26 protein-coding genes are annotated in these 24,031 nt (G+C 58.4%); 19 read left to right on the top strand and 7 right to left on the bottom strand.

All coding sequences use genetic code 11. The annotated features are described in order from the left end of the window. The first annotated feature begins 112 nt into the window (after nt 1-112). The 4 genes from ytfR (at nt 113) to AB6V08_RS14745 (ending at nt 5,301) form a co-directional block, all read left to right on the top strand. The gene (gene ytfR, locus AB6V08_RS14760; protein ID WP_368543601.1) at nt 113-1,615 is read left to right on the top strand and encodes a galactofuranose ABC transporter, ATP-binding protein YtfR; all 1,503 of its coding nucleotides are present in this window, start codon (nt 113-115) and stop codon (nt 1,613-1,615) included. Between the two features lie 10 nt (nt 1,616-1,625). Further along, a complete protein-coding gene (ytfT, locus tag AB6V08_RS14755; protein WP_368543600.1) occupies nt 1,626-2,651 on the top strand; it encodes a galactofuranose ABC transporter, ATP-binding protein YtfT in 1,026 nt (341 codons plus the stop codon). After that, a complete protein-coding gene (gene yjfF, locus AB6V08_RS14750) occupies nt 2,638-3,639 on the top strand; it encodes a galactofuranose ABC transporter, permease protein YjfF (protein WP_368543599.1) in 1,002 nt (333 codons plus the stop codon). The genes ytfT and yjfF overlap by 14 nt, the downstream gene beginning before the upstream one ends. 93 nt (nt 3,640-3,732) lie before the next feature. Further along, nucleotides 3,733-5,301 (top strand): methyl-accepting chemotaxis protein, encoded by a 1,569-nt coding sequence (locus AB6V08_RS14745; protein WP_368543598.1) that lies wholly within the window; start codon nt 3,733-3,735, stop codon nt 5,299-5,301. Here AB6V08_RS14745 and AB6V08_RS14740 read toward each other — a convergent pair. Together AB6V08_RS14740 and fbp are read right to left on the bottom strand one after the other, a co-directional pair. Next, a complete protein-coding gene (locus tag AB6V08_RS14740) occupies nt 5,276-5,635 on the bottom strand; it encodes a LysR family transcriptional regulator (RefSeq protein WP_368543597.1) in 360 nt (119 codons plus the stop codon). The two genes, AB6V08_RS14745 and AB6V08_RS14740, sit on opposite strands and share 26 nt — an antisense overlap. 143 nt (nt 5,636-5,778) lie before the next feature. Next, a complete protein-coding gene (fbp, locus tag AB6V08_RS14735; protein ID WP_368543596.1) occupies nt 5,779-6,777 on the bottom strand; it encodes a class 1 fructose-bisphosphatase in 999 nt (332 codons plus the stop codon). 198 nt (nt 6,778-6,975) lie between these two features. Here fbp and mpl point away from each other — a divergent pair, with 198 nt between their 5' ends. Continuing rightward, nucleotides 6,976-8,343 (top strand): UDP-N-acetylmuramate:L-alanyl-gamma-D-glutamyl-meso-diaminopimelate ligase, encoded by a 1,368-nt coding sequence (mpl, locus tag AB6V08_RS14730; protein ID WP_368543595.1) that lies wholly within the window; start codon nt 6,976-6,978, stop codon nt 8,341-8,343. A gap of 61 nt (nt 8,344-8,404) precedes the next feature. Here mpl and AB6V08_RS14725 read toward each other — a convergent pair whose 3' ends face one another. Next, on the bottom strand, nt 8,405-8,731 hold the full coding sequence (locus AB6V08_RS14725; RefSeq protein ID WP_368543594.1) for a DUF5862 family protein: 327 nt from the start codon (nt 8,729-8,731) through the stop codon (nt 8,405-8,407). Nucleotides 8,732-9,053: 322 nt separating this feature from the next. Then, nucleotides 9,054-9,602 carry a ribosome biogenesis factor YjgA gene (gene yjgA / locus AB6V08_RS14720; RefSeq protein WP_368543593.1) on the bottom strand — a complete coding sequence of 183 codons (549 nt, stop codon included), beginning with the start codon at nt 9,600-9,602 and terminating at the stop codon, nt 9,054-9,056. 95 nt (nt 9,603-9,697) lie between these two features. On the opposite strand from yjgA, the gene pmbA reads away from it, so the two are divergent. From pmbA to AB6V08_RS14650, 14 genes are all read left to right on the top strand, one after another. Next, nucleotides 9,698-11,050: a metalloprotease PmbA gene (gene pmbA / locus AB6V08_RS14715; RefSeq protein ID WP_368543592.1), complete on the top strand. Its 1,353-nt coding sequence runs from the start codon at nt 9,698-9,700 to the stop codon at nt 11,048-11,050. 40 nt (nt 11,051-11,090) lie between these two features. Next, entirely contained in the window at nt 11,091-11,477 is a 387-nt protein-coding gene (gene cybC, locus AB6V08_RS14710; RefSeq protein WP_368543591.1) for a cytochrome b562, read from the top strand. Nucleotides 11,478-11,796: 319 nt separating this feature from the next. Further along, on the top strand, nt 11,797-12,135 hold the full coding sequence (locus AB6V08_RS14705) for a glycine dehydrogenase (protein WP_368543590.1): 339 nt from the start codon (nt 11,797-11,799) through the stop codon (nt 12,133-12,135). A 10-nt stretch (nt 12,136-12,145) separates the two neighbouring features. Then, nucleotides 12,146-12,508 (top strand): SFCGS family glycine-rich protein, encoded by a 363-nt coding sequence (locus AB6V08_RS14700; protein WP_003830384.1) that lies wholly within the window; start codon nt 12,146-12,148, stop codon nt 12,506-12,508. A 2-nt stretch (nt 12,509-12,510) separates the two neighbouring features. Then, nucleotides 12,511-12,810 carry a DUF4312 family protein gene (locus AB6V08_RS14695; RefSeq protein ID WP_063926351.1) on the top strand — a complete coding sequence of 100 codons (300 nt, stop codon included), beginning with the start codon at nt 12,511-12,513 and terminating at the stop codon, nt 12,808-12,810. Between the two features lie 22 nt (nt 12,811-12,832). Continuing rightward, the gene (locus tag AB6V08_RS14690) at nt 12,833-13,609 is read left to right on the top strand and encodes a DUF4311 domain-containing protein (RefSeq protein WP_368543589.1); all 777 of its coding nucleotides are present in this window, start codon (nt 12,833-12,835) and stop codon (nt 13,607-13,609) included. A gap of 13 nt (nt 13,610-13,622) precedes the next feature. Beyond that, entirely contained in the window at nt 13,623-14,264 is a 642-nt protein-coding gene (locus AB6V08_RS14685; RefSeq protein WP_260660326.1) for a DUF4310 family protein, read from the top strand. A 42-nt stretch (nt 14,265-14,306) separates the two neighbouring features. Further along, nucleotides 14,307-15,440, top strand: a complete 1,134-nt coding sequence (locus tag AB6V08_RS14680; protein ID WP_368543588.1) for an amidohydrolase/deacetylase family metallohydrolase — start codon at nt 14,307-14,309, stop codon at nt 15,438-15,440. Beyond that, nucleotides 15,424-16,542 carry a DgaE family pyridoxal phosphate-dependent ammonia lyase gene (locus AB6V08_RS14675; protein WP_368543587.1) on the top strand — a complete coding sequence of 373 codons (1,119 nt, stop codon included), beginning with the start codon at nt 15,424-15,426 and terminating at the stop codon, nt 16,540-16,542. The genes AB6V08_RS14680 and AB6V08_RS14675 overlap by 17 nt, the downstream gene beginning before the upstream one ends. Beyond that, nucleotides 16,539-17,279: a 2-dehydro-3-deoxy-phosphogluconate aldolase gene (gene dagF / locus AB6V08_RS14670; RefSeq protein ID WP_368543586.1), complete on the top strand. Its 741-nt coding sequence runs from the start codon at nt 16,539-16,541 to the stop codon at nt 17,277-17,279. Before AB6V08_RS14675 ends, dagF begins: the two co-directional genes overlap by 4 nt. 114 nt (nt 17,280-17,393) lie before the next feature. Continuing rightward, nucleotides 17,394-18,536: a lactonase family protein gene (locus AB6V08_RS14665; RefSeq protein ID WP_368543585.1), complete on the top strand. Its 1,143-nt coding sequence runs from the start codon at nt 17,394-17,396 to the stop codon at nt 18,534-18,536. A gap of 19 nt (nt 18,537-18,555) precedes the next feature. Continuing rightward, a complete protein-coding gene (locus AB6V08_RS14660) occupies nt 18,556-20,466 on the top strand; it encodes a transcription antiterminator (protein ID WP_368543584.1) in 1,911 nt (636 codons plus the stop codon). A gap of 77 nt (nt 20,467-20,543) precedes the next feature. Next, the gene (locus AB6V08_RS14655; protein WP_368543583.1) at nt 20,544-20,786 is read left to right on the top strand and encodes a type II toxin-antitoxin system RelB/DinJ family antitoxin; all 243 of its coding nucleotides are present in this window, start codon (nt 20,544-20,546) and stop codon (nt 20,784-20,786) included. Next, complete coding sequence (locus AB6V08_RS14650; protein ID WP_368543582.1) at nt 20,776-21,060, top strand: type II toxin-antitoxin system RelE/ParE family toxin; 285 nt, start codon at nt 20,776-20,778, stop codon at nt 21,058-21,060. Before AB6V08_RS14655 ends, AB6V08_RS14650 begins: the two co-directional genes overlap by 11 nt. Nucleotides 21,061-21,063: 3 nt before the next feature. Here AB6V08_RS14650 and nrdG read toward each other — a convergent pair whose 3' ends face one another. Genes nrdG through nrdD form a run of 3 tightly spaced genes read right to left on the bottom strand, consistent with a single transcriptional unit; the run spans nt 21,064 to nt 24,018 of the window. Continuing rightward, complete coding sequence (gene nrdG / locus AB6V08_RS14645; protein WP_368543581.1) at nt 21,064-21,528, bottom strand: anaerobic ribonucleoside-triphosphate reductase-activating protein; 465 nt, start codon at nt 21,526-21,528, stop codon at nt 21,064-21,066. Then, nucleotides 21,529-21,843 (bottom strand): hypothetical protein, encoded by a 315-nt coding sequence (locus AB6V08_RS14640; protein ID WP_368543580.1) that lies wholly within the window; start codon nt 21,841-21,843, stop codon nt 21,529-21,531. A 36-nt stretch (nt 21,844-21,879) separates the two neighbouring features. Further along, the gene (gene nrdD, locus AB6V08_RS14635) at nt 21,880-24,018 is read right to left on the bottom strand and encodes an anaerobic ribonucleoside-triphosphate reductase (RefSeq protein WP_368543579.1); all 2,139 of its coding nucleotides are present in this window, start codon (nt 24,016-24,018) and stop codon (nt 21,880-21,882) included. Nucleotides 24,019-24,031: the final 13 nt, after the last annotated feature.

The raw sequence follows: 24,031 nt of genomic DNA, 5'->3' as shown, positions 1-24,031 counted from the left end.
CCGGAGGGGAGAGGGGATTGATCGTGCCAATTGTTACTATCCAGCTCCGCCCTGCCTTTCCCCCTCTCCCCTCCGGGGAGAGGGCTGGGGTGAGGGGCGAGTGGAGGACGTTATGACCACAGAACAACACCAGGAAATCCTCCGCACAGAGGGCTTGAGCAAATTCTTCCCCGGCGTGAAAGCGCTGGATAACGTCGATTTCAGCCTGCGTCGCGGCGAAATCATGGCGCTGCTCGGTGAAAACGGTGCGGGGAAATCGACGCTGATCAAAACCCTGACCGGGGTCTATCACGCCGATCGCGGCACCATCTGGCTGGAAGGCAACGCCATATCGCCAAAAAATACCGCCCACGCCCAGCAGCTGGGTATCGGAACGGTGTATCAGGAAGTGAACCTGCTGCCGAATATGTCGGTCGCCGATAACCTGTTTATTGGCCGCGAGCCAAAACGCTTTGGCCTGCTGCGCCGCAAGGAGATGGAGGCGCGCGCCACGACGCTGATGGAGTCCTACGGCTTCTCCCTCGACGTGCGCGAGCCGCTGAACCGCTTTTCCGTGGCGATGCAGCAGATCGTCGCCATCTGCCGCGCGATCGATCTGTCGGCCAAAGTGCTGATCCTCGACGAACCCACCGCCAGCCTGGATACCCAGGAAGTGGAGATGCTCTTTATCCTGATGCGCCAGCTGCGCGATCGGGGCGTCAGCCTGATCTTCGTCACCCACTTTCTCGATCAGGTGTACGAAGTCAGCGACCGCATTACGGTGCTGCGCAACGGCAGCTTTGTCGGCTGCCGTGAAACCCGCGAGCTGCCGCAGATTGAGCTGGTCAAAATGATGCTGGGCCGCGAGCTGGAAACCAACGCCCTCCAGCGCGCGGGGCGCACGCTGCTGAGCGACAAGCCCGTAGCCGCGTTCAGCGATTTCGGCAAAAAAGGGGTGATCTCGCCGTTCAGCCTCGAGGTGCGTCCCGGCGAAATTGTCGGGCTGGCGGGGCTGTTAGGCTCCGGGCGCACCGAAACCGCCGAGGTCATTTTTGGCATCAAGCCTGCCGACAGCGGCACGGCGCTGATCAAGGGCAAGCCGCAAACCCTGCGTTCGCCGCATCAGGCCTCCTGCCTCGGGGTGGGCTTCTGCCCGGAAGACCGCAAAACCGACGGCATTATTGCCGCCGCCTCGGTGCGGGAAAATATCATTCTGGCGCTGCAGGCCCAGCGCGGCTGGCTGCGCCCGATCCCTAAGCGCGAGCAAATCGCCATCGCCGAGCGCTTTATCCGCCAGCTTGGCATTCGCACGCCGAGCGCGGAGCAGCCGATTGAGTTTCTCTCCGGCGGCAATCAGCAGAAGGTGCTGCTGTCGCGCTGGCTGCTGACCAGGCCGCAGTTCCTGATCCTCGACGAGCCGACGCGCGGCATCGACGTGGGCGCGCACGCCGAGATTATCCGCCTGATCGAAACCCTCTGCGCCGACGGGCTGGCGCTGCTGGTTATCTCTTCCGAGCTGGAGGAGCTGGTCGGGTATGCGGATCGCGTGATTATCATGCGCGATCGCAAACAGGTGGCAGAGATCCCGCTGGATAAGCTGTCGGTTCCGGCGATCATGAATGCCATTGCGGCATAAGGAGTGACACGTGATGTCCCGTTCTCTTTCGCAAACCGGGCAGCCGAAGCGCCGCTTCACCTGGCCGACCGGCACGCCGCAAATCATTGCGCTGCTGCTGGTGCTGGTGGTGGACAGCCTGGTGGCGCCGCATTTCTTCCAGATAATCGTGCAGGATGGCCGCCTGTTCGGTAGCCCGATAGACATTTTAAACCGCGCGGCCCCCGTGGCGCTGCTGGCGATAGGCATGACGCTGGTGATCGCAACGGGGGGGATCGATCTCTCCGTGGGGGCGGTGATGGCCATTTCCGGCGCCACGGCGGCGTCGATGACCGTCGCCGGGCACAGCCTTCCGGTGGTGCTGCTGGCGGCGCTCGGCACGGGCGTGCTGGCGGGGCTGTGGAACGGCATTCTGGTGGCGGTACTTAAAATTCAGCCGTTTGTCGCCACCCTGATCCTGATGGTGGCCGGACGCGGCGTGGCGCAGCTGATCACCTCCGGGCAGATCGTGACCTTTAACTCGCCGAGCCTGGCGTGGATCGGCAGCGGCAAATTCCTCTACTTCCCGACTCCGGTGATCATTGCCCTGGTGACGCTGGTGGTCTTCTGGCTGTTCACCCGCAAAACGGCGCTCGGCCTGTTTATCGAAGCGGTGGGGATTAACATCCGCGCGGCGCGAAACGCCGGGGTTAACACGCGGCTGATGGTGATGCTCACCTACGTGCTGAGCGGCGTATGCGCCGCCATTGCCGGGGTAATCGTCGCGGCAGATATTCGCGGCGCCGATGCCAACAACGCCGGATTATGGCTGGAGCTGGATGCGATCCTGGCGGTGGTCATCGGCGGCGGTTCGCTGATGGGCGGGCGCTTTAACCTGCTGCTGTCGGTGATTGGCGCGCTGATTATCCAGGGGATGAATACCGGGATTTTACTGTCGGGCTTCCAGCCCGAGCTCAATCAGGTGGTCAAAGCGGTGGTCGTGCTCTGCGTGCTGATCGTTCAGTCGCCGCGCTTTATCAGCATCATTAAGGGGATCCGCGGTCATGATAAAACGTAATTTGCCATTGATGATCACGCTGGGGGTGTTTGTGCTGGGCTACCTCTATTGCCTGACCCAGTTCCCCGGCTTTGCCTCCACGCGCGTGATTTGCAACATCCTGACCGATAACGCCTTTTTAGGGATTATTGCCGTCGGCATGACCTTTGTGATCCTCTCCGGCGGCATCGATCTGTCGGTGGGCTCGGTGATCGCCTTTACCGGCGTGTTCCTCGCGAAAGCGATCGGCTATTGGGGGATCTCCCCGCTGCTGGCCTTCCCGCTGGTGCTGGTCATGGGCTGCGCCTTTGGCGCCTTTATGGGGCTTTTGATCGACGCGCTGAAAATCCCGGCCTTTATCATTACCCTCGCCGGGATGTTCTTCCTGCGCGGCGTGAGCTATCTGGTCTCCGAGGAGTCGATCCCGATTAACCATCCGATCTACGACACGCTCTCCAGCCTGGCGTGGAAGATCCCCGGCGGCGGTCGCCTGAGCGCGATGGGGCTGCTGATGCTCGGCGTCGTGGTTATCGGTATTTTCCTCGCGCACCGCACCCGGTTTGGCAATCAGGTCTACGCCATCGGCGGCAGCGCGACGTCGGCAAACCTGATGGGGATCTCCACCCGCAGCACCACGATCCGCATCTATATGCTCTCGACCGGGCTGGCGACGCTGGCGGGCATCGTGTTCTCTATCTACACCCAGGCGGGCTACGCGCTGGCGGGGGTGGGCGTAGAGCTGGACGCCATCGCCTCGGTGGTGATTGGCGGCACGCTGCTGAGCGGCGGGGTCGGCACGGTGCTCGGGACGCTGTTCGGCGTGGCGATCCAGGGGCTTATCCAGACCTACATCAACTTCGACGGCACGCTCAGCTCCTGGTGGACGAAAATCGCCATTGGCATCCTGCTGTTTATTTTTATCGCGCTCCAGCGCGGCCTGACGGTGCTCTGGGAGAACCGCCAGAGCTCGCCTGTTACACGCGTAAACACCTCCTTAACGGAGCGGTAACACGCTGAAATTGCTTGAAGTCTAAATTTATTTCGGTAGCGGCCGATAACCTTCTTTTATGCCAAGAAATATCTCGCTACCGGAAATAACATCATGCTTAAAACGCTATCGATTCGTACCGGCTTGCTTTCTTTACTGGCCGTCATGACCCTTCTGCTGCTGATTGTCAGCGGCATTGGTATTTATGCTCTCACTCAAAGCTCGTCTTCCCTCCAGCGCATTAACCACCTTCAGGGTGAGCAGATGGTGCAGCTTAACTCCGGCTATACGCTGATTTTACGCGCGCGCAACGAAGCCGGGCAGGCCGTCCGCATGATGGAGATCGGCATGCTGGACGACGCGGCGAAATCGGTGAAAACCATTAATCAGGAAATCGCCCGCGCGCAGAAAACGCTGAAAGGCGTGATCGACGGCGGCGTGGCGGACCCGCAGGGCCAGCAGCTTCTGGACAAGGTCGCCTTAAGCCTCACGGCCTATAACCAGCAGGGGATCGACCCGATGCTGAAGGCGCTGAACGAGCAGTCCGCTGACGGCTACTACGACCTGCTGGAGAACAAGCTTATTCCGGTGGCGAAGCAGTTCGATAACGACATGCAGGCGTTCCAGACCTGGAGCGAATCGCGCGGAAAAGCGGAAGTGAAAGCCGTACAGTCGAGCAAAAACCGGGTGCTGATCCTGATTATCGTGGCGGCGCTGTTGACCGCGGGCATTATCGTGCTGGCGTGGCTGGTGCTGCGCCATATGCTGTTAAAGCCGCTTTCCGCCTCGATTGCCCAGCTTGAAAACGTGGCGTCCGGTGACTTAACCCATACGCTGAACGCGCCGGCGAGCCAGGAGTTTAACCGCCTTAACGCCGCCATCGAAGAGATGCGCCAGTCGCTAATGGGCTCGGTGCTGCGCGTGCGCGACGCCAGCTCGCAGATTGATACCGGCAGCCGCGAGCTGACTGCGGGGAACATGCACCTCGCCCAGCGCACGGAATCCACCGCCACCTCGCTGGAGCAAACGGCGGCGAGCATGGAACAGATCACCGCCACGGTGAAACAGAACGCCGACAACGCCGAGCAGGCGCACCAGATGGCGAAAGCGGTGTCGGATACCGCCGACCACGGCAGCGAAATGGTCTGCTATGTGATTGAAAAAATGCGCGATATCTCCGGCAGTTCGGCGCGCATCGCCGACATCCTCAGCGTGATCGACGGCATTGCCTTCCAGACCAACATCCTGGCGCTGAACGCCTCGGTGGAAGCGGCGCGCGCGGGCGAGCAGGGGCGCGGGTTTGCGGTGGTTGCCGGAGAGGTTCGCAACCTCGCCAGCCGCAGCGCCGACGCCGCGAAAGAGATCCGCACGCTGATTAGCGATTCTCAGACCCAGGTGAGCGAGGGCAGCGAGCTGGCGCAGCAGGCGGGCGAAACGATGGATGAAATCGCCACCGAAGTGCTGCGCATGACCAAACTGATGCGCGAGATTGCCACCGCCTCTCAGGAGCAGAGCCGGGGTATCGAGCAGGTCAATATCGCCGTGAACCAGATGGACGAAACGGCCCAGCAAAATGCGGCGCTGGTGCAGCAATCTTCCGCCGCGACGCGCTCGCTGGAAGAGCAGTCCCGCGAGCTGATGGAAGCCATGTCCTCATTTAAGCTGACGGCGCAGGCTGTGTAATAGACATATCCAGCCCTGGTGCAGCCTGTGCCAGGGTTTTATGGGACGCTGAATTAAGCGCGCCAATATTATCGTGAATTCCCCCCATTAATATTTCCAGCGCAGTGGTTAAGGCCAATGCTTTTTCGGTTGGCTCAAGATATAAACCCCGACGGAAAAATAACGGTTCATTAAACAGCTGGTTAAAACGCTTCAGAGCCAGGCTTACCGCCGGGCGGGACATCTCCAGGCGTAGCGAGGCTTTGGCCATGCTGCCGCAGCGAACAACTTCGATAAAAACAGGAATGAGATTTAAATCGATGCCGGTATTAGCACGGGAAAAGTTTTTATTCACAACGACGCTCCAGGAAACTTTAATTAACTGTTTAAAATAATGCAGGAGGGATGCTGATTATTAAAGCGTCATTTTTATATTCATTTATACGGTAAAATATATAAATGAGAAGGGGAGCCAGCCGGCTCCCCTGTGGAAGGGTATTACGCGTCCGGGAACTCACGGATAAAACGCTCAACGTCTTCAACCATATGGTTGTTGCCGACGAAGAACGAGCGGCGCTGGTGCAGGCTTTCCGGCACGATGTCCAGAATGCGCTCTTTACCGTCGCTCGCCTTGCCGCCCGCCTGTTCCGCCAGGAACGCCATCGGGTTGCATTCGTACAGCAGGCGCAGCTTACCGTCCGGGTGGCTGGCGGTGCTTGGGTAAAGGTAAATGCCGCCTTTCAGCAGGTTGCGGTGGAAGTCCGCCACCAGGGAGCCGATATAGCGCGAGGTGTACGGGCGCTGGGTGTTTTTATCCTCTTCCTGGCAGAATTTGATGTACTTCTTCACGCCGTTCGGGAAGCGGATGTAGTTGCCTTCGTTGATGGAGTAGGTGTTGCCCTTCTCCGGGAAGCGCATACGCTCCTGGCTCAGGCAGAACACGCCCAGCGACGGATCGTAGGTAAAGGCGTGAACGCCGCAGCCGGTGGTGTACACCAGCATGGTGGACGAGCCGTAAACCACGTATCCGGCGGCAACCTGCTGGCTGCCCGGCTGGAGGAAGTCTTCTTCGGTCACCGGCGTGCCAACGGGCGTGACGCGGCGATAGATAGAGAAAATGGTGCCGACAGAAACGTTAACGTCGATGTTGGAGGAGCCGTCCAGCGGATCCATCAGTACAACGTATTTTGCGTGTTCGCAGCCTTCGAATACGACGATTTCATCTTCTTCTTCAGAGGCGATACCCGCAACGATGTCGCGCGCGCGCAGTGCAGCTTTCAGTTTTTCATTTGCGAACAGGTCGAGTTTTTGCTGAACCTCGCCCTGAACGTTCTCGGCACCGCTGGCACCCAGGATATCGACCAGACCGGCCTTGTTGATATCGCGGTGGATGATCTTAGCGCCCAGCTTTATTGCCGACAGCAAAGCAGTGAGTTCACCGGTAGCATGAGAGAACTCGTGCTGCTTTTCGACAATAAATTCACCTAACGTTTTCATAACACTTTCCCTGCATCTTATGTGAGTAGAGCGATCGTATGTTCACTAAAACGACTAAAGCCCAACAATCTTAACAAATATTCAAATAGTAGCGCAGAGGTGAATCGCGCCAGCAGGATACGGAATTTCCTGAAATGCGTTTCACACCCGCTGACATGTGAGTAAAATGTGCGCCACATTGAAGAAGGATAGTGACGTATGCGCATTCATATATTGGGGATTTGTGGCACTTTCATGGGCGGACTGGCAATGCTGGCGCGCTCTCTGGGCCATGAAGTGACAGGTTCGGACGCCAATGTGTATCCGCCGATGAGCACGCTTCTGGAGAAGCAGGGTATCGACCTGATTCAGGGTTACGATGCCAGCCAGCTAGACCCGCAGCCGGATCTGGTGATCATTGGTAACGCCATGACCCGTGGAAATCCGTGCGTTGAAGCGGTGCTGGAACGCAATATTCCGTACATGTCTGGCCCACAGTGGCTGCACGATTTCGTCCTGCGCGACCGCTGGGTGCTGGCTGTTGCCGGTACGCACGGTAAAACCACCACCGCCGGTATGGCCACCTGGATCCTCGAAGCCTGCGGCTATAAGCCTGGCTTTGTGATTGGCGGCGTACCGGGCAATTTCGACGTGTCTGCGCGTCTAGGCGACAGCCCGTTCTTTGTTATTGAAGCCGACGAGTACGACTGCGCGTTCTTCGATAAACGCTCCAAGTTCGTGCATTACTGCCCGCGCACGCTGATCCTCAACAACCTTGAGTTCGACCACGCGGACATCTTCGACGACCTGAAAGCCATTCAGAAACAGTTCCACCATCTGGTGCGTATCGTGCCGGGTCAGGGGCGTATCATCCTGCCGGAAAACGACATCAACCTGAAGCAGACGCTGGCGATGGGCTGCTGGAGCGAGCAGGAGCTGGTGGGCGAGCAGGGCCACTGGCAGGCGAAGAAAACCAACGCCGATGCGTCCGAGTGGGACGTGTGGCTGGACGGTGAAAAAGTCGGTGAAGTGAAGTGGAGCCTGGTCGGCGAGCACAACATGCATAACGGCCTGATGGCGATTGCCGCCGCGCGCCACGTGGGCGTACAGCCTTCGGATGCCGCCAATGCGCTGGGTTCATTCGTCAACGCCCGTCGCCGCCTGGAGCTGCGCGGGGAAGCCAACGGCGTGACCGTGTACGACGACTTCGCGCATCACCCAACCGCGATCCTCGCCACCCTTGCAGCCCTGCGCGGCAAAGTGGGCGGCACCGCGCGTATTCTCGCCGTGCTGGAGCCGCGCTCGAACACCATGAAGATGGGGATCTGCAAAGACGATCTGGCCCCGTCGCTGGGTCGCGCAGACGAAGTGTTCTTGCTTCAGCCGCAGCACATTCCGTGGCAGGTGGCAGAGGTGGCCGACGCCTGCGTACAGCCTGCACACTGGAGTGCGGACGTGGACGCGCTGGCGGATATGGTGGTGAAAACGGCCCAGCCGGGCGATCACATTCTGGTGATGAGCAACGGCGGTTTTGGCGGTATTCATCAGAAGCTGCTGGACGGTCTGGCGAAAAAAGCCAGCGTCTAAGATCCGTTAATGCTCTCCGGTCGCGATGGCCCTGCGCAATGCAGGGCCATCATTTTGCAAATCAGAGAGAACCGAAGCCCTGGCTTGCAGAACCAAAGGTTTCACGGTAGTTCTGTGCCGTTTCGGCAATCATGTCGCGACCCCAGATGAAGCCACCGACGGTGCCTGCTATGCCCCCGGCGACGACGCCGATAATAGCGGAGACCAGCTGGTTAACCGCACCGGCAATAAAACCGCCGGAACCGCTTACCTTCCCACCAATCGCAACCCCGGTAATCAGCCCGTCACCCAGACCCCAAAGCGCACCTTCAAGACGCTGAGTAAAACTCAGATCGTACCAGGCACCACCGCTAACGTCCTGCATTTCAATTAAGTTTAATTCACGCATTACTTATCTCCATTAATTTATATTCAGGTTATTTATTCCAATAACCGATTGAGCTAACAGCATTAATTAGCGGCGAGGATGCTAACAAAAGACGGGCGGCTTAAGAACTCAGCGCTCTGTGAATTGTTTTAATTCATATTTGATTTTAATTATCTCAATGATTTCACTGGTATTTTTATAGGGCGTGCGGAATCTACTTCATCATGCTTCAACAATGATGAATTGAGATTAATTATGTTATTGCGGTAGGAATATAAATGACGTGATTGATAAGAGGTAAAACGGAGGAATAATACGCAGGGCAAGCCTGCGTATTATTTAATTACTCGGCTTCCGCCAGTTCGCGTAATAACTGGAAGATCAGACGCGCAGACTTCGGCGGCTTATTCCCTTCTTTCTCTTTCTTGGCGTTACGAACAAGCGTGCGCAGCTGCTGGCGGTCGGCGTCCGGCCACAGGTTCAGCACCTCTGCCAGAGCATCATCACCATTATCAATCAGGCGATCGCGGATCTGCTCAAGCTTGTGGAACAGCGCAACCTGCTGGTTGTGACGGTTTTTCAGCTTGTCCAGCGCCTGGCGAATCGGATCGACATCGCGCTGGCGCAGCATTTTACCGATCAGCTGAAGCTGACGGCGACGACCTTCTTTTTTGATTTTCTGTGCCAGTTCAATGGCATCGCGCAGATCCTGGTCGAGCGGGATCTTGTCCAGCGCGTTTTTACCCAGTTCTACCATTTCCGCGCCAAGCTGTTTTAACTCTTCGGCGTCGCGTTTAATTTCACTTTTACTGACCCAGATGATCTCATCATCTTCGTCTTCGATGTCATCACCGGGAACGTCGTCGAGCCAGTCTTCGGGCTGCTTAGTCATGTCAGGCTCCTTAAAAAAAGAGGCTAATGTTACCAGTTAAGATGCGCACTGAAAAACGGTTCTCTGATAGACTTCACTTAACTCTCTCTTACAGTATGGCATTTGCGATGAAAGTAACCTCACAAGTTGAAGCGCAGCGTAAGATTCTGGAAGAAGCGGTCTCCACAGCGCTGACGCTGGCTTCAGGGAAATCAGATGGCGCCGAAGTGGCGGTCAGCAAAACCACCGGCATTAGCGTGAGTACCCGCTACGGCGAAGTGGAAAATGTTGAATTTAACAGCGATGGCGCACTCGGGATCACGGTGTATCACCAGAACCGCAAAGGCAGCGCGTCATCCACCGATCTCAGCCCGGATGCCATTGCCCGCACGGTGCAGGCCGCGCTGGATATCGCCCGCTATACCTCTCCCGATCCTTACGCAGGCGTGGCGGACAAAGAGCTGCTGGCGTTCGACGCCCCGGATCTCGACCTGTTCCATCCGGCAGAAGTGACCCCGGACGAAGCCATCGAGCTGGCGGCGCGTGCGGAGCAGGCCTCTTTACAGGCGGACAAACGCATCACCAATACTGAAGGCGGCAGCTTTAACAGCCACTACGGCATTAAAGTGTTCGGCAACAGCCACGGCATGCTGCAGGGCTACTGCTCGACCCGCCATTCCCTCTCCAGCTGCGTGATTGCCGAAGAAAACGGCGACATGGAGCGCGATTACGCCTACACCATCGGGCGCGCGCTCGGTGATTTACAGTCTCCCGAGTGGGTCGGCGCCGAGTGTGCGAAGCGCACCCTGTCGCGCCTGGCGCCGCGCAAACTCTCCACCATGAAAGCCCCGGTTATCTTCGCCAACGAAGTGGCAACTGGCCTGTTTGGGCATCTGGTGGGCGCGATTGCGGGCGGTGCGGTGTACCGTAAATCCACCTTCCTGCTGGACTCCCTCGGCAAGCAGATCCTGCCCGAGTGGCTGACCATCGAAGAGCATCCGCACCTGCTGAAAGGGCTGGCCTCCACGCCGTTCGACAGTGAGGGGGTGCGCACCGAGCGTCGCGATATCGTCAAAGACGGCATCCTGACCCAGTGGCTGCTGACCAACTACTCCGCACGCAAGCTGGGGCTGAAGAGCACCGGGCACGCGGGCGGCATCCACAACTGGCGCATCCCGGGGCAGGGCCTGAGCTTTGAGCAGATGCTTAAAGAGATGGGCACCGGCCTGGTGGTGACCGAGCTTATGGGCCAGGGCGTGAGCGGCATCACCGGGGACTACTCCCGCGGCGCGGCGGGCTTCTGGGTCGAGAACGGCGAAATCCAGTATCCGGTGAGCGAAATCACTATCGCCGGAAACCTGAAAGAGATGTGGAGCAACATCGTTACGGTCGGTAACGATATTGAAACGCGTAGCAATATACAGTGTGGTTCTGTGTTACTCCCGGAGATGAAAATCGCCGGCCAGTAATACCCGTTAAAGCGTTACATAATAAAAAAGGAAGTGAGCAATGCGTAAACACCTGTTAGCGATCGTCGCAGCTTCAACGCTGGTTCTTGGCTCTTCTGCGTTCGCCGCCGATCTTGCAGACGACATGGATACCCTCAGCGAAAATCTGAAGGTCGTTCAGAAGACAAACGATGCGGCGGAAATGAAAGACGCCTTGACCAAAATGCGTGTCGCCGCGCTGGATGCACAAAAAGCCACGCCGCCGAAGCTGGAAAACAAAGCGCCTGACAGCCCGGAAATGAAAGACTACCGCCACGGCTTTGACGTGCTGGTGGGCCAGATTGATAACGCGCTCAAGCTGGTGAACGACGGCAAAGTGAAAGAGGCGAAAGCGGACGCCGAGCAGTTCGCGACCACCCGCAACACCTATCACCAGAAATACCGCTAACAGACTGCGCGTCTGCACAACATCCAGGGCGAGGGCGTTATGTCCTCGCTTTTTTTATGCGACGTAATAAGTAAACCCTATCGCGGTCACATTTCTGCGAATCCTTTACCTGTTCTATTCCTTTCCTCCCCGCCGATTTACCAACGCATTGCGTGACATTCATCACGTAAAACCAGCGAAATGTCGTTATTCAGCGCATTTATGTGGCACAGATCACTGCCGCCGCTCTCCTTTCCACTTCGAAGTGGAAAACAACTCGCTACAAACAATCCACCGCCAACGTTAGTTTTAACCCAGAGACATTAACGGGGTAAGACGAGTGATTAACGGAGCGGTAATGAACGACGTTGGAGACCAGGCGGTGCAAACAGAGCAGCTCGCTAACACCATGCTTAAGCAGGTTTATGCCCTGCTGGCCCGGCACGACATCATCCCCAACGCAGTACAGGAGCAGATGCTGACGTCACACGTTCGCGCAATGGCGCACCGGTCGGTGACCGGCGAGCCGCTGCCGGAAGTGGAAGCAGAGCTGTTCGACGAAATTTCACCCGATTCAATGCGGCTGGCACGCGAAGTGGTGGCGCAGTTTGGCAACCTTCCTGATGAAGAAGCCTGGCTGCTCTCGGTTCACTTCGAAGTCGCGAAAGACAACCTTTAAGGAGCAACACATGGAACAGATTACAGTCGTGATTGGCGATCGCCTGGGTAAAGGCCAGAAAGTGGCGGCAGGCGTAGAGAAAGCAGGTGGACGCGCGGTTGTCGTGCCAGGCGTGGCAGCGGATATGAAGCTCGGTGACGTGATGAAAGCGGAAAACGCCACCTTCGGCATCTCTTTCTGCGGCAGCGGCGGCGCGGGTGCTATCACCGCCCAAACCAAATATGGCTACAAAGCGAAATACGGCATGCGCTCTGTGGACGAAGGCGTGACCGCCATCAACGAAGGCTGCAACGTGCTGGGCTTTGGCTTTATGGATAAAGAAGAGCTGGGCGAGCGTCTGGTGCAGGCGTGGCAGAAGAAGCACGGCGCGTAAGCATGAAAGAACAGTTCACAACCACGGTGAGAGTCAAAGGGAAAGGCGACGCCAAAGCGCGCGCCTTTGCCGACGCACTCAACCACGTTCAGGCCGCGGTGATGAAATCTTCACCGCATATCTTACTGCGTATTGAGCCACAGGATGTGCAGGTCGTTCAGGCGCAAGAAGCGGTGCGTAAAGAAGCTTTTCTGTTCTTCTTTTTGCGCCGGGAAAGACGCACCTACAGCGTGGAGCTGGATGTGACCGTCAACGTGACCGCCATCAATCTCGACCAGGTGGACTTTGTCACGCAACGCTGATTATTCATAAAAGGGCAGACTGATGTTCTTAATTATATTAATAAAATCGCTCATCATTGGCGGCCTGGTTGGCGTCGGTGTGGGAGCCGGGGCTGCACGCATGTTTCATGCGCCTACCACTCAGGGTATGGGCGCGTTTCGTACGTTGGGGGAACTGAACTCCTGTGAAGGGGATCCGGCTTCTCACTTCTCCTTTGGGTTAGGCTTCTTCTTTAACGCCTGGGCCTCTTCCGTCGCAGCAGGTGCATTCACGCAGGACGTTGACCACCGCATCATCCCGAACTGGGGCGCGGCGGCGCTGATGATCAAAAACCGCAACGTCGGCGAAACCCTTCACGATCCCCGCAAAATGGCGATTGCCTGCGGCCTGATCGGCATGATTGTCGTCACTTTCCTTAACCTTACCGCCTCGTCCGTTCCGGCGGCGCTTCAGGTCACCGCCGTGAAGGTGCTGGTGCCTGCGGCTAACCTGCTGGTAAACACCGTAATGCCGGTGATCTTCTGGCTGGCGGCCATCGACGCGGGCAAAAAATCCGGCTTCTGGGCGACCGTATTTGGCGGCGCGGCGCAGCTGATCATGGGTAACGCCGTACCGGGTCTGGTACTGGGTATTCTGATTGGTAAAGGCGTTGAAGAGAGCGGCTGGAACCACGTGACCAAGGTGATGATGGCGGCGATTGTTGCGCTGTTCGTTCTGAGCGGCTTCTTCCGCGGCTTTGACATGAAGATGATCGAATCCTTCCATCTGACCGTGCCGAACTGGCTCGACATGATTCACAACTCGCTCAGCGGTAAATAACAGGAGCCTCTAAATGGAACAGAATAAAGGTTTTTGGTATGCCGACTGGTCGTTCCCGATCTTCGTTGGCCTGCTCTCCTCCGGCGTGTTCGCCGGGACGCACATGTACTACCTCTACGGCATCGGCGCGTTCAACGAAGTGGCCTTCGTGGCGATGCTGAAGGCCGGGATTGATACCGGCGTATACGGCGCGGTGGCGGCGTTCGGCGCAAGCTTCCTGTTCGCCCGTATCATCGAAGGTTCCCTGGTCGGGATCCTTGATATCGGCGGTGCGATCCAGACCGGCGTGGGCCTCGGCGTTCCGGCGCTGCTGCTGGGCGCGGGCATCATGTTCCCGGTGACCAACTTTATTGCCTCGCTGATTACCGGCCTGGTGATTGGCCTGGCAATTGGTTACGTCATCATCCTGGCGCGTAAGTTCACCATCAATCAGAGCAACTCCACCTACGGTGCAGACGTGATGATGGGCGCGGGTAACGCCTCCGGTCGTTTCCTCGGGCCGTTGATTATCCTCAGCGCCATGACCGCCTCTATCCCTATCGGCGTTGGCTCCCTGCTGGGCGCGCTGCTGTTCTACATCTGGCAGAAGCCGATCACCGGCGGTGCCATCCTCGGTGCAATGCTGTTGGGCTGGCTGTTCCCGGTCGCTCTTTAATACCTGCGGGCGCTCCGGCGCCCGTCTTATCAGGAGAACCCCATGTTTGATTTACTCCTGCGCCGTGCGCGCCTTACCGACGATACCCTGACCGATATCGCCATTCAGGACGGGAAAATCGCGGCGCTTGGCGAGATTAACGCCCCCGCCCACAAAACGGTTGAGCTGAACGGCGAAGTGTTCGTCAGCGCAGGCTGGATTGACTCACACGTTCACTGCTACCCGAACTCCCCGATTTACCACGACGAGCCGGACAGCGTGGGCATTGCCACGGGCGTCACCTCGGTGGTGGACGCAGGCAGCACCGGGGCGGACGACGTGGACGATTTCTTTGAGATCACCCGCAAAGCTTCCACGGACGTTTTTGCCTTACTGAACATCTCCCGCGTGGGGCTGATTGCCCAGAACGAGCTGGCGAACATGGCCAACATCGACGCCGACGCGGTGAAGCAGGCGGTGAAACGCCACCCTGATTTTATCGTCGGCCTGAAGGCGCGCATGAGCAGCAGCGTGGTCGGCGAAAACGGCATTACGCCGCTGGAACGCGCGAAAGCGATTCAGAAAGAGAACGGCGACCTGCCGCTGATGGTACACATTGGCAACAACCCGCCGAACCTCGACGAAATCGCCGAGCTGCTGAGCTCCGGTGACATCATTACCCACTGCTACAACGGCAAGCCGAACCGCATTCTGACGCCGTCCGGCGAGCTGCGCGCGTCCATCACTTCCGCACTCAAGCGCGGCGTGCGCCTTGACGTGGGCCACGGGACGGCGAGCTTCAGCTTCGAAGTGGCGAAACGCGCCATCGCGATGGGCATTCTGCCGCACACCATCAGCTCGGACATCTACTGCCGCAACCGCATCAACGGCCCGGTCGGGTCGCTGGCGAGCGTGATGTCGAAATTCCTCGCCATCGGCATGTCGCTGCCGCAGGTGATCGAGTGCGTGACCGCGAACGCCGCCGACGGCCTGCGCCTGACGCGCAAAGGGCGCATCCAGCCGGGTCTGGACGCTGACCTGACGCTGTTCACCGTCAAGCCCCAGCCGACGGTATTAACGGATGCCGAAAACGACAGCCTGCAGGCTGAACACATTCTGGTGCCGCTTGCCGCGATCCGCGCGGGCAAGGGCTACATGACCGAACAAGGGAGCACGGAACATGCCTTCAATTTTTGAGAAGTACAACTTAAAGCAGGTTATCAACACCTCTGGCCGCATGACGGCGCTGGGTGTCTCCACGCCGCGCCCGGAAGTGGTGCAGGCGGCGATGGAAGGCATGAACCAGTACTTTGAGATCAAAGATCTGGTGAACAAAACCGGCGAATACATCGCAAAACTGCTGGATGTGGAAGGGGCGACGGTTGTCTCCTGCGCATCGGCGGGCATTGCGCAGTCCGTGGCGGCGGTGCTGGTGAAAGACAGCGACTGGCTGCTGGAAAAACTGCACGTCACCCCGATCGAGAACAACGAGATCGTGCTGCCGAAAGGCCACAACGTTAACTTTGGCGCACCGGTTGGCACCATGGTGGCGCTGGGCGGCGGCAGGCTGGTGGAAGCGGGCTACGCCAACGAATGCTCTGCCGATCAGCTGGCGGCGGCGATCACCCCGCGCACCGCGGCGATCCTCTACATCAAATCTCACCACTGCGTGCAGAAAAGCATGCTCAGCGTTGAGCAGGCCGCGGTCGTGGCGCGCAAGCACGATCTGCCGCTGATCGTCGATGCCGCAGCGGAAGAAGATCTGCACGCGTACTACCGCTCCGGTGCGGATCTGGTGATCTACAGCGGCGCGAAGGCGATCGAAGGCCCAACCAGCGGGCTGGTGATCGGCAAAACCCAGTACGTTGAGTGGGTGAAGCGCCAGACGGCGGGCATCGGCCGCGCCATGAAGGTCGGCAAAGAGGGCATTCTCGGCCTGACCTGCGCCATTGAACATTACCTGACGGCAACCAAAGAGAGCGGCGCGGAGATGGTGGCGAAAATGACCCCGTTCATCGACGCCCTCAACACCCTGAACGGCGTAACGGCGCGCGTGGTCTGGGACAGCGCGGGTCGCGACATCGCGCGAACTGAGATCAAGTTTGACGAAGCCACCACCGGCGTCGGCACCGGCGATCTGGTGGCGAAGCTGAAGCAGGGCGAATACGCCATTTACTTCCGCGGCTACAAGGCCAATGAAGGGATTATCGAAGCGGACGTGCGCAGCGTGACGGCTGACCAGCTGAACATCGTGTACCGCCGCATTAGCGAAGTATTAGGACAGGAGAAAAAAGCATGAAACTGACCCCCAATTTTTACCGTGACCGCGTGTGCCTGAACGTGCTGGCGGGCTCAAAAGCCAACGCCAGCGCCATTTACGAAGCGGCGGAAGGTCATGTTCTGGTGGGCGTGCTCTCCAAAAATTACCCGGATGTGGCAAGCGCCGTGGCGGATATGCGCGAATATGCAGCGCTGATCGATAACGCCCTGTCCGTTGGCCTGGGCGCGGGCGACCCGAACCAGTCGGCGATGGTGAGCGAGATCTCCCGTCAGGTGCAGCCGCAGCACGTCAACCAGGTCTTCACCGGCGTGGCCACCAGCCGTGCCCTGCTGGGGCAGAGCATGTCCGTGGTCAACGGTCTGGTCTCCCCGACCGGCACCGTGGGCATGGTCAAAATCTCCACCGGCCCGCTGAGCAGCAACGCGCCGGACGGCATCGTCCCGGTTGAAACGGCGATTGCCCTGCTGAAAGATTTCGGCGGCAGCTCCATCAAATACTTCCCGATGGGCGGCCTCAAGTGCCGTGACGAGTACAAAGCGGTGGCGGAAGCCTGCGCGCGTCACGACTTCTGGCTGGAGCCGACCGGGGGGATCGACCTGGAAAACTACGAGGAGATTTTGCAGATTGCGCTGGACGCTGGCGTGAGCAAAATCATCCCGCATATCTACAGCTCGATTATCGACAAAGCCAGCGGCGACACGCGTCCGGACGATGTTCGCACCCTACTGGCGATGACGAAGAAGTTGGTTAAGTAAAACAGCTCCTCACCCAAACCCTCTCCCAAAGGGAGAGGGAACCTTTACCCCCTCTCCCTTTGGGAGAGGGCTGGGGTGAGGGGAAACAAACCGCACATTCCCAAAGGAGCCGCCATGCACACCCGTAACCTGCTCGTCGCTTCACTCTCACTGCTCGCTACCGCCGCTGTCGCCCAGACGCACTATGCCTGGGTGGGGACCTACAATCCTAACGGCGAAGGGCTTTACCGCTTTACCGTTGACCCGCAAACCGGCGCGCTCGACCATAAAACCCTGGTCAGCAAGCTCCCGAATGCCGCACAGCTCACGGTCTCCAGCGACGGCAAAACGCTGTATCTGGCCAGCGAAGCAGAGCAGGGCGTGGTGCAGGCGCTGCGCGTGGGCGACGGCGGTGAGCTGACCGAGCTCAACCAGGTGTCCTCCGGCGGCGCGGGCCCGGTGTATCTTTCGCTGACGCCGAACGGCCAGCACCTGCTGGTGGCGAACTACGTCAGCGGCTCGATCGCAGTGCTGCCGGTTAAGGCCGACGGCAGCCTGGGTGACGCCACGGACACCCGTCAGGATCAGGGCGAACCCGGCGCGGCAAAACCGGAAGCGGCCGCCGAGGGGAGCTTTGCCATCAGCGATCATAATGGCCCCCATGCGCACATGATCGCCGCCGATCCGAGCGGGAAATACGTATTTTCTACCGATCTGGGGCTGGATCGCATCTACCAGTACCGTTTTGACGATCTAAGCGGAAAGCTCACCCCGAACGATCCGCCGTTTATCAGTGCGTCGTCGAAGGGGGCGGGCCCGCGCCACTTTGTCTTCACGCCGAAAGGGGATGCCCTGTGGCTGATCAACGAAGAGGCGTCGACCCTGACGCACTACGCGCTTGATGCCAACGGCAGGCTGAAAGAGGGCAAAACCCTCTCTTCGCTGCCCGCTGATTACAAAGGCACCAGTTTTGCCGCCGGGCTGGTGCTCAGCGCCGATGGAAAGCAGCTGTACGTAGCTAATCGTTTGCATAACAGCATCGGGCACTTTACCGTAACAGCGGATGGCACCCTGACGCATCAGGACGACGTCTGGACGCGCGGCGATTACCCGCGCACCCTGACGCTCGATAAGCAGGGGCGCTGGCTGTACGTCATGAACCAGCGCAGCGATAACATCACCCGCTTTCGCGTCGGGCAGGACGGCAAGCTGAGCTTTGAGCCGGGCTATACGGCAGTCGGCAGCCCATCCCAGATGGTCATTTCAACTACACCCTGAGCAGTAAGAGGACAACGACGTGCGATTTCCGAACCAACGTTTAGCGCAACTTTTCGATCTGTTGCAAAACGAAACGCTGCCGCAGGACGAGCTGGCGCAGCGATTATCGGTGTCCACGCGTACCGTTCGTGCTGATATCACCGCGCTGAATGCGCTGCTGGCAGGCCACGGCGCACAGTTTATTCTGAGCCGCGGCAACGGCTATCAGCTCAAGATTGACGACGCGGCGCGCTATCAGGCGCTGCAGGACTCTCACCCGCGCGCGCTGCGCATTCCCCGCACGGGGCCGGAGCGCGTGCATTATCTGGTGGTGCGCTTTCTGACCTCGGCGTTTTCGCTGAAGCTGGAAGATCTGGCGGACGAGTGGTTCGTGAGCCGCGCCACGCTGCAAAGCGACATGGTGGAAGTGCGCGAGTGGTTCCATCGCTACAACCTGACGCTGGAAACCCGTCCGCGCCACGGCATGAAGCTGTTTGGCAGCGAGATGGCGACCCGCGCGTGCCTGACGGATCTGCTCTGGGAGCTGGCGCAGCAGGACAGCCTCAACCCGCTGGTCACCGAAGTGGCGCTCAACGCGGGCGTGCCCGAGCAGATGGCGACGGTGCTGCACGATGCCCTGACCCGCCACCACATTCGCCTGACCGACGAAGGGGAGCTGTTCCTGCGCCTGTACTGCGCGGTGTCGGTGCGCCGCATCAGCGAGGGCTACCCGCTGCCGGAATTCCACGCGGAGGATGTGGAAGAGAACGTGCGCGACGCGGCGAAGGATATCGCGGTGTCTATTCAGCATCTGGCCGGGAAAACGCTTTCTCCCTCCGAGGAGAGCTGGCTGTGCGTCCACATTGCCGCGCGGCAGATCCAGGAGATCGCCCCGAGCGCCATCAACGCCGACGACGACGAGGCGCTGGTCAATTACATCCTGCGCTACATCAATACCCACTATAACTACAACCTGCTCAGCGACGAGCAGCTGCACGCGGATCTGCTCACCCACATCAAAACCATGATCACCCGCGTGCGCTATCAGATCATGATCCCCAATCCGCTGCTGGATAACATCAAGCAGCACTACCCGATGGCGTGGGACATGACCCTGGCAGCAGTATCGAGCTGGGGCAAATACACGCCTTACGTGATCAGCGAAAACGAGATTGGCTTCCTGGTGCTGCACATTGGCGTCGGGCTGGAGCGCCACTACAACATCGGCTACCAGCGCCAGCCGCACGTGCTGCTGGTGTGCGACGCCGGTAACGCCATGGTACGCATGATCGAGGCGGTGTTGCAGCGCAAATACCCGCAGATTGAGGTGACGCGCACCCTGACGCTGCGCGAATACGAGCTGGCGGAATCCATCAGCGAAGACTTTGTGATCTCCACCGCCCGCATCAGCGAGAAGGCGAAGCCGGTGGTGATGATTGCCCCGTTCCCGACCGACTATCAGCTGGAGCAGATCGGCAAGCTGGTGCTGGTGGATCGCACCCGTCCGTGGATGCTGGACAAGTACTTCGACGCCGCCCATTTCCGCATTATCGACAGGCCCGTCGACCAGCAAACCCTGTTCCGCGAGCTGTGCGAACAGCTTGAGCGCGAAGGCTTCGTCGGCGCCGAGTTTCTGGAATCGGTCGTCGAGCGTGAAGCCATCGTCAGCACCATGCTCGGCGACGGCATTGCCCTGCCGCACTCCCTGGGACTGCTGGCGCAAAAAACGGTGGTTTACACGGTGCTGGCCCCGCAGGGAATTCAGTGGGGCGACGAAACCGCGCACGTCATTTTCCTGCTCGCCATCAGCAAAAGCGAATACGAAGAGGCGATGGCGATCTACGATATTTTCGTCACCTTCCTGCGCGAACGCGCCATGACGCGGCTCTGCGCCTGCGAGGATTTTGCAGAATTTAAGGCGGTGGCGATGGAGAGTTTGAGTCGGTTTTGAGAGGCGCTATCCAGAATTCGATGTAATGCGAATGTAATGCTAAACTGCATTACACAATCATTTTTATCGGAGGCATAATGGCCACGCTTAACGTCCGTCTGGATGACAAACTCAAAAACGAGGCTTATGCCGTGCTGGAAAAACTGAATATCACGCCAACCGAGGCAGTACGTCTGCTGTTTCAGTACGTCGCTGAAACGGGGCGTATGCCGGTGAAAACCGTCACCATCAGCGACAGCGAAGACGCGCTGATTCAGACAGTCCGGGAGCGGCTGGCGAATCCACAAAAGGGAATTAAGGTCAATCTGGATGACTTATGAACTGGAATTTGACCCCAGGGCGTTCAAGGAGTGGCATAAGCTTGGCGATACGCTAAAAGCGCAGTTTAAGAAGAAGCTGGCAGGCGTGTTGTCCAATCCCAGGATTGAGGCGGCTCGCCTGCACGGGCTGCCAGATTGCTACAAAATCAAGCTGAGGTCTTCTGGCTATCGGCTGGTTTATCAGGTGCGGGATGAGGTGGTGATCGTCTTTGTTATTGCTGTTGGCAAACGTGAGAAATCAGCCGTTTATGAGGACGCCACGAAACGGCTGTAGCGATTACCGCAAATGATGCACAACCTGGTTGCTGCTGCCGCGCCAGATCAGCGCCGGGTCTTTTAAGTCCTGCACGAACTTGCCGTCGACCAGCACGTTGATCAGATCCACCACTTCCCTCTGGGCCGCGTTCAGCTCATCCAGCCTGTAGCCCGTCCAGATCCAGATATCTTTTCCTGCACATTCGCGGCGAATGCGTTTCACCAGCGCGAGGATCTCCGGCACGTTTTGCGGATGCAGCGGATCGCCGCCTGAGAGCGAAATCCCCTGACGCGCGATGCGCGTGTCGTTGAGGTCGTTAATGATGCGGTCGGCCATCTCGTCGGTGAACGGCATGCCGGAGTTCAGCCGCCAGGTGCTTTTGTTGTAGCAGCCGGGGCATTCGTGAACGCACCCTGAAACAAACAGGGTGCACCTTGTACCGGGTCCGTTGACTATGTCGACGGGGTAATATTGGTGGTAATTCACTTAGAGATTAACTTCGTAGTCGATCTGATCGACACAAGTTTGTGCTTTACTGTGATTATCTGCTGTGTACCATTTTCCATCTCGAATTTGCACATTTTCAAGATCCACCAATCTTAAACAACGCCAATTATAAGGAGATGAAGGATCGATTTTTCCTTTACTGCTTTCTCCACCGAATTGGAAAAACAATGCTTGCTGTTTCCCATTTTTGGTTCCTAAAGCATGTGGACACATTTCGCGATAGTAACCATCATATACAGCTGTAATTTGCTTTTTATTCAGAATTGCATCTTTGATTAACTCGTAAGTATTCATACTGCGATCTCCTGACTTTCTTGCTGTGAAAAGAACTTACCCGATCTGCCCATTCCCCAGATGCTTCACGCGGCGCTTAACCTCCTCCTGCTTCCCGGCGTTGAACGGACGGGCATCCGGGCTGCCGAGATAGCCGCACACGCGGCGGGTTACGGACACGCGGGCGGCATCGTGGTTACCGCATTTCGGGCAGGTGAAGCCTTTGCTGGTGCACTCAAACTCACCGGTAAACCCGCACTCGTAGCACTCGTCGATTGGCGTGTTGGTGCCGTAATACGGCACGTGCTGATAGCTGTAATCCCACACGTCTTCCAGCGCTTTCAGGTTGTGCTGGATGTTCGGGTACTCGCCGTAGCAGATGAAGCCGCCGCTGGCGATAGGCGGGTAGGCCGCTTCGAAGTCGATCTTGTCGTACGGGTTCACCTTCTTCTCCACGTCGAGGTGGAAGCTGTTGGTGTAATAGCCCTTGTCGGTCACCCCTTCCACCACGCCGAACTCGGCGGTGTCGAGGCGGCAGAAGCGGTCGCACAGGTTCTCGCTTGGCGTGCTGTACAGGCTAAAGCCGTAGCCGGTTTCCTCTTTCCACTGGTCAACCGCGTCGCGCAGACGCTGAACGATGGCGATGCCTTTCTCGCGCAGGGCTTCGCTGTCATACATATGCGCGTCGCCAAACAGCGCGTTGATGGTTTCATGAATGCCGATATAGCCCAGCGAAATCGACGCGCGACCGTTTTTGAAGATCTCAGACACGTCATCGTCCGCTTTCAGACGCACGCCGCAGGCCCCTTCCATATAGAGGATTGGCGCAACGCGGGCTTTCACCCCTTCCAGACGCGCGATGCGGGTCATCAGCGCTTTACGGGCCAGCAGCAAACGCTCGTCCAGCAGCGTCCAGAACGCCTCTTCATTGCCTTTGGCCTCAAGCGCGATGCGCGGCAGGTTGAGGCTGATTACGCCCAGGTTGTTACGCCCGTCGTGGATCTGCTCGCCGTTTTCATCTTCGTACACGCCGAGGAAGCTGCGGCAGCCCATTGGGGTTTTGAACGAGCCGGTCACTTTCACAACCTGGTCATAGTTCAGGATGTCCGGGTACATGCGCTTGCTCGCGCACTCCAGCGCCAGCTGTTTAATGTCGTAGTTCGGATCGCCAAACCTGTGGTTCAGGCCGTCGCGGATAGCGAACACCAGCTTCGGGAACACCGCGGTTTTGCGGTTTTTGCCGAGGCCGGAGATGCGGTTGCGCAGAATCGACTGCTGGATCAGGCGCGATTCCCAGCTGGTGCCCAGCCCAAAGCCGAAGGTCACAAACGGCGTCTGGCCGTTGGCGGTGTGCAGCGTGTTCACTTCATATTCCAGCGACTGGAAGGCGTCGTAACACTCTTTCTCGGTGCGGGAATGGGCGTAGCCGTCCGCGTCCGGGATCTGCCACTCTTCGGCAGTGCGGCGATGCTTGTTAAAGCTCGCGGTGACGAACGGCGCCAGCACCTCGTCGATGCGGTTGATGGTGGTGCCGCCGTAAATGTGGCTCGCAACCTGGGCGATAATCTGCGCCGTTACCGCGGTAGCGGTAGAGATAGACTTCGGCGGTTCAATCTCGGCGTTGCCCATCTTAAAGCCGTGGGTCAGCATGCCTTTCAGGTCGATCAGCATGCAGTTGAACATCGGGAAGAACGGCGAGTAGTCGAGATCGTGATAGTGAATTTCACCGCGCTCGTGCGCGGACACCACGTCGCGCGGCAGCAGGTGCTGACGGGCATAGTGTTTCGCCACGATACCCGCCAGCAGGTCGCGCTGGGTCGGGATAACTTTGCTGTCTTTGTTGGCGTTTTCGTTGAGCAGCGCGGAGTTGGTCTGCTCCACCAGGCCGCGAATATCCTGGTTCAGACGGCCGCGCTTCTCGCGCTGCACGTCGCGATCGTGACGATATTCAATGTACGCGCGCGCCAGCTGCTTGTACGGGCCAGACATCAGCTGGTTTTCAACCGCGGTCTGGATCTCGCTAATGTCGACCTGGCTGCGTTCGTTCATCTGGCTGCTGACGATCTCTGCGACGGTGGCGCAATAATCTGCGTCATCGACTCCCGCTGCTTTAGCTGCACGCAGAATAGCTTCTTTGATGCGCTCTGATTTAAACGGCACTTTACAGCCATCTCGTTTCATCACATGCGGTGTCATGCTCGCTCCATTT

The organism is Enterobacter soli (assembly GCF_964208575.1).
GTDB classification, from domain to species: domain Bacteria; phylum Pseudomonadota; class Gammaproteobacteria; order Enterobacterales; family Enterobacteriaceae; genus Enterobacter; species Enterobacter soli_A.
This window is presented reverse-complemented; position numbering and strand designations above follow the sequence as displayed.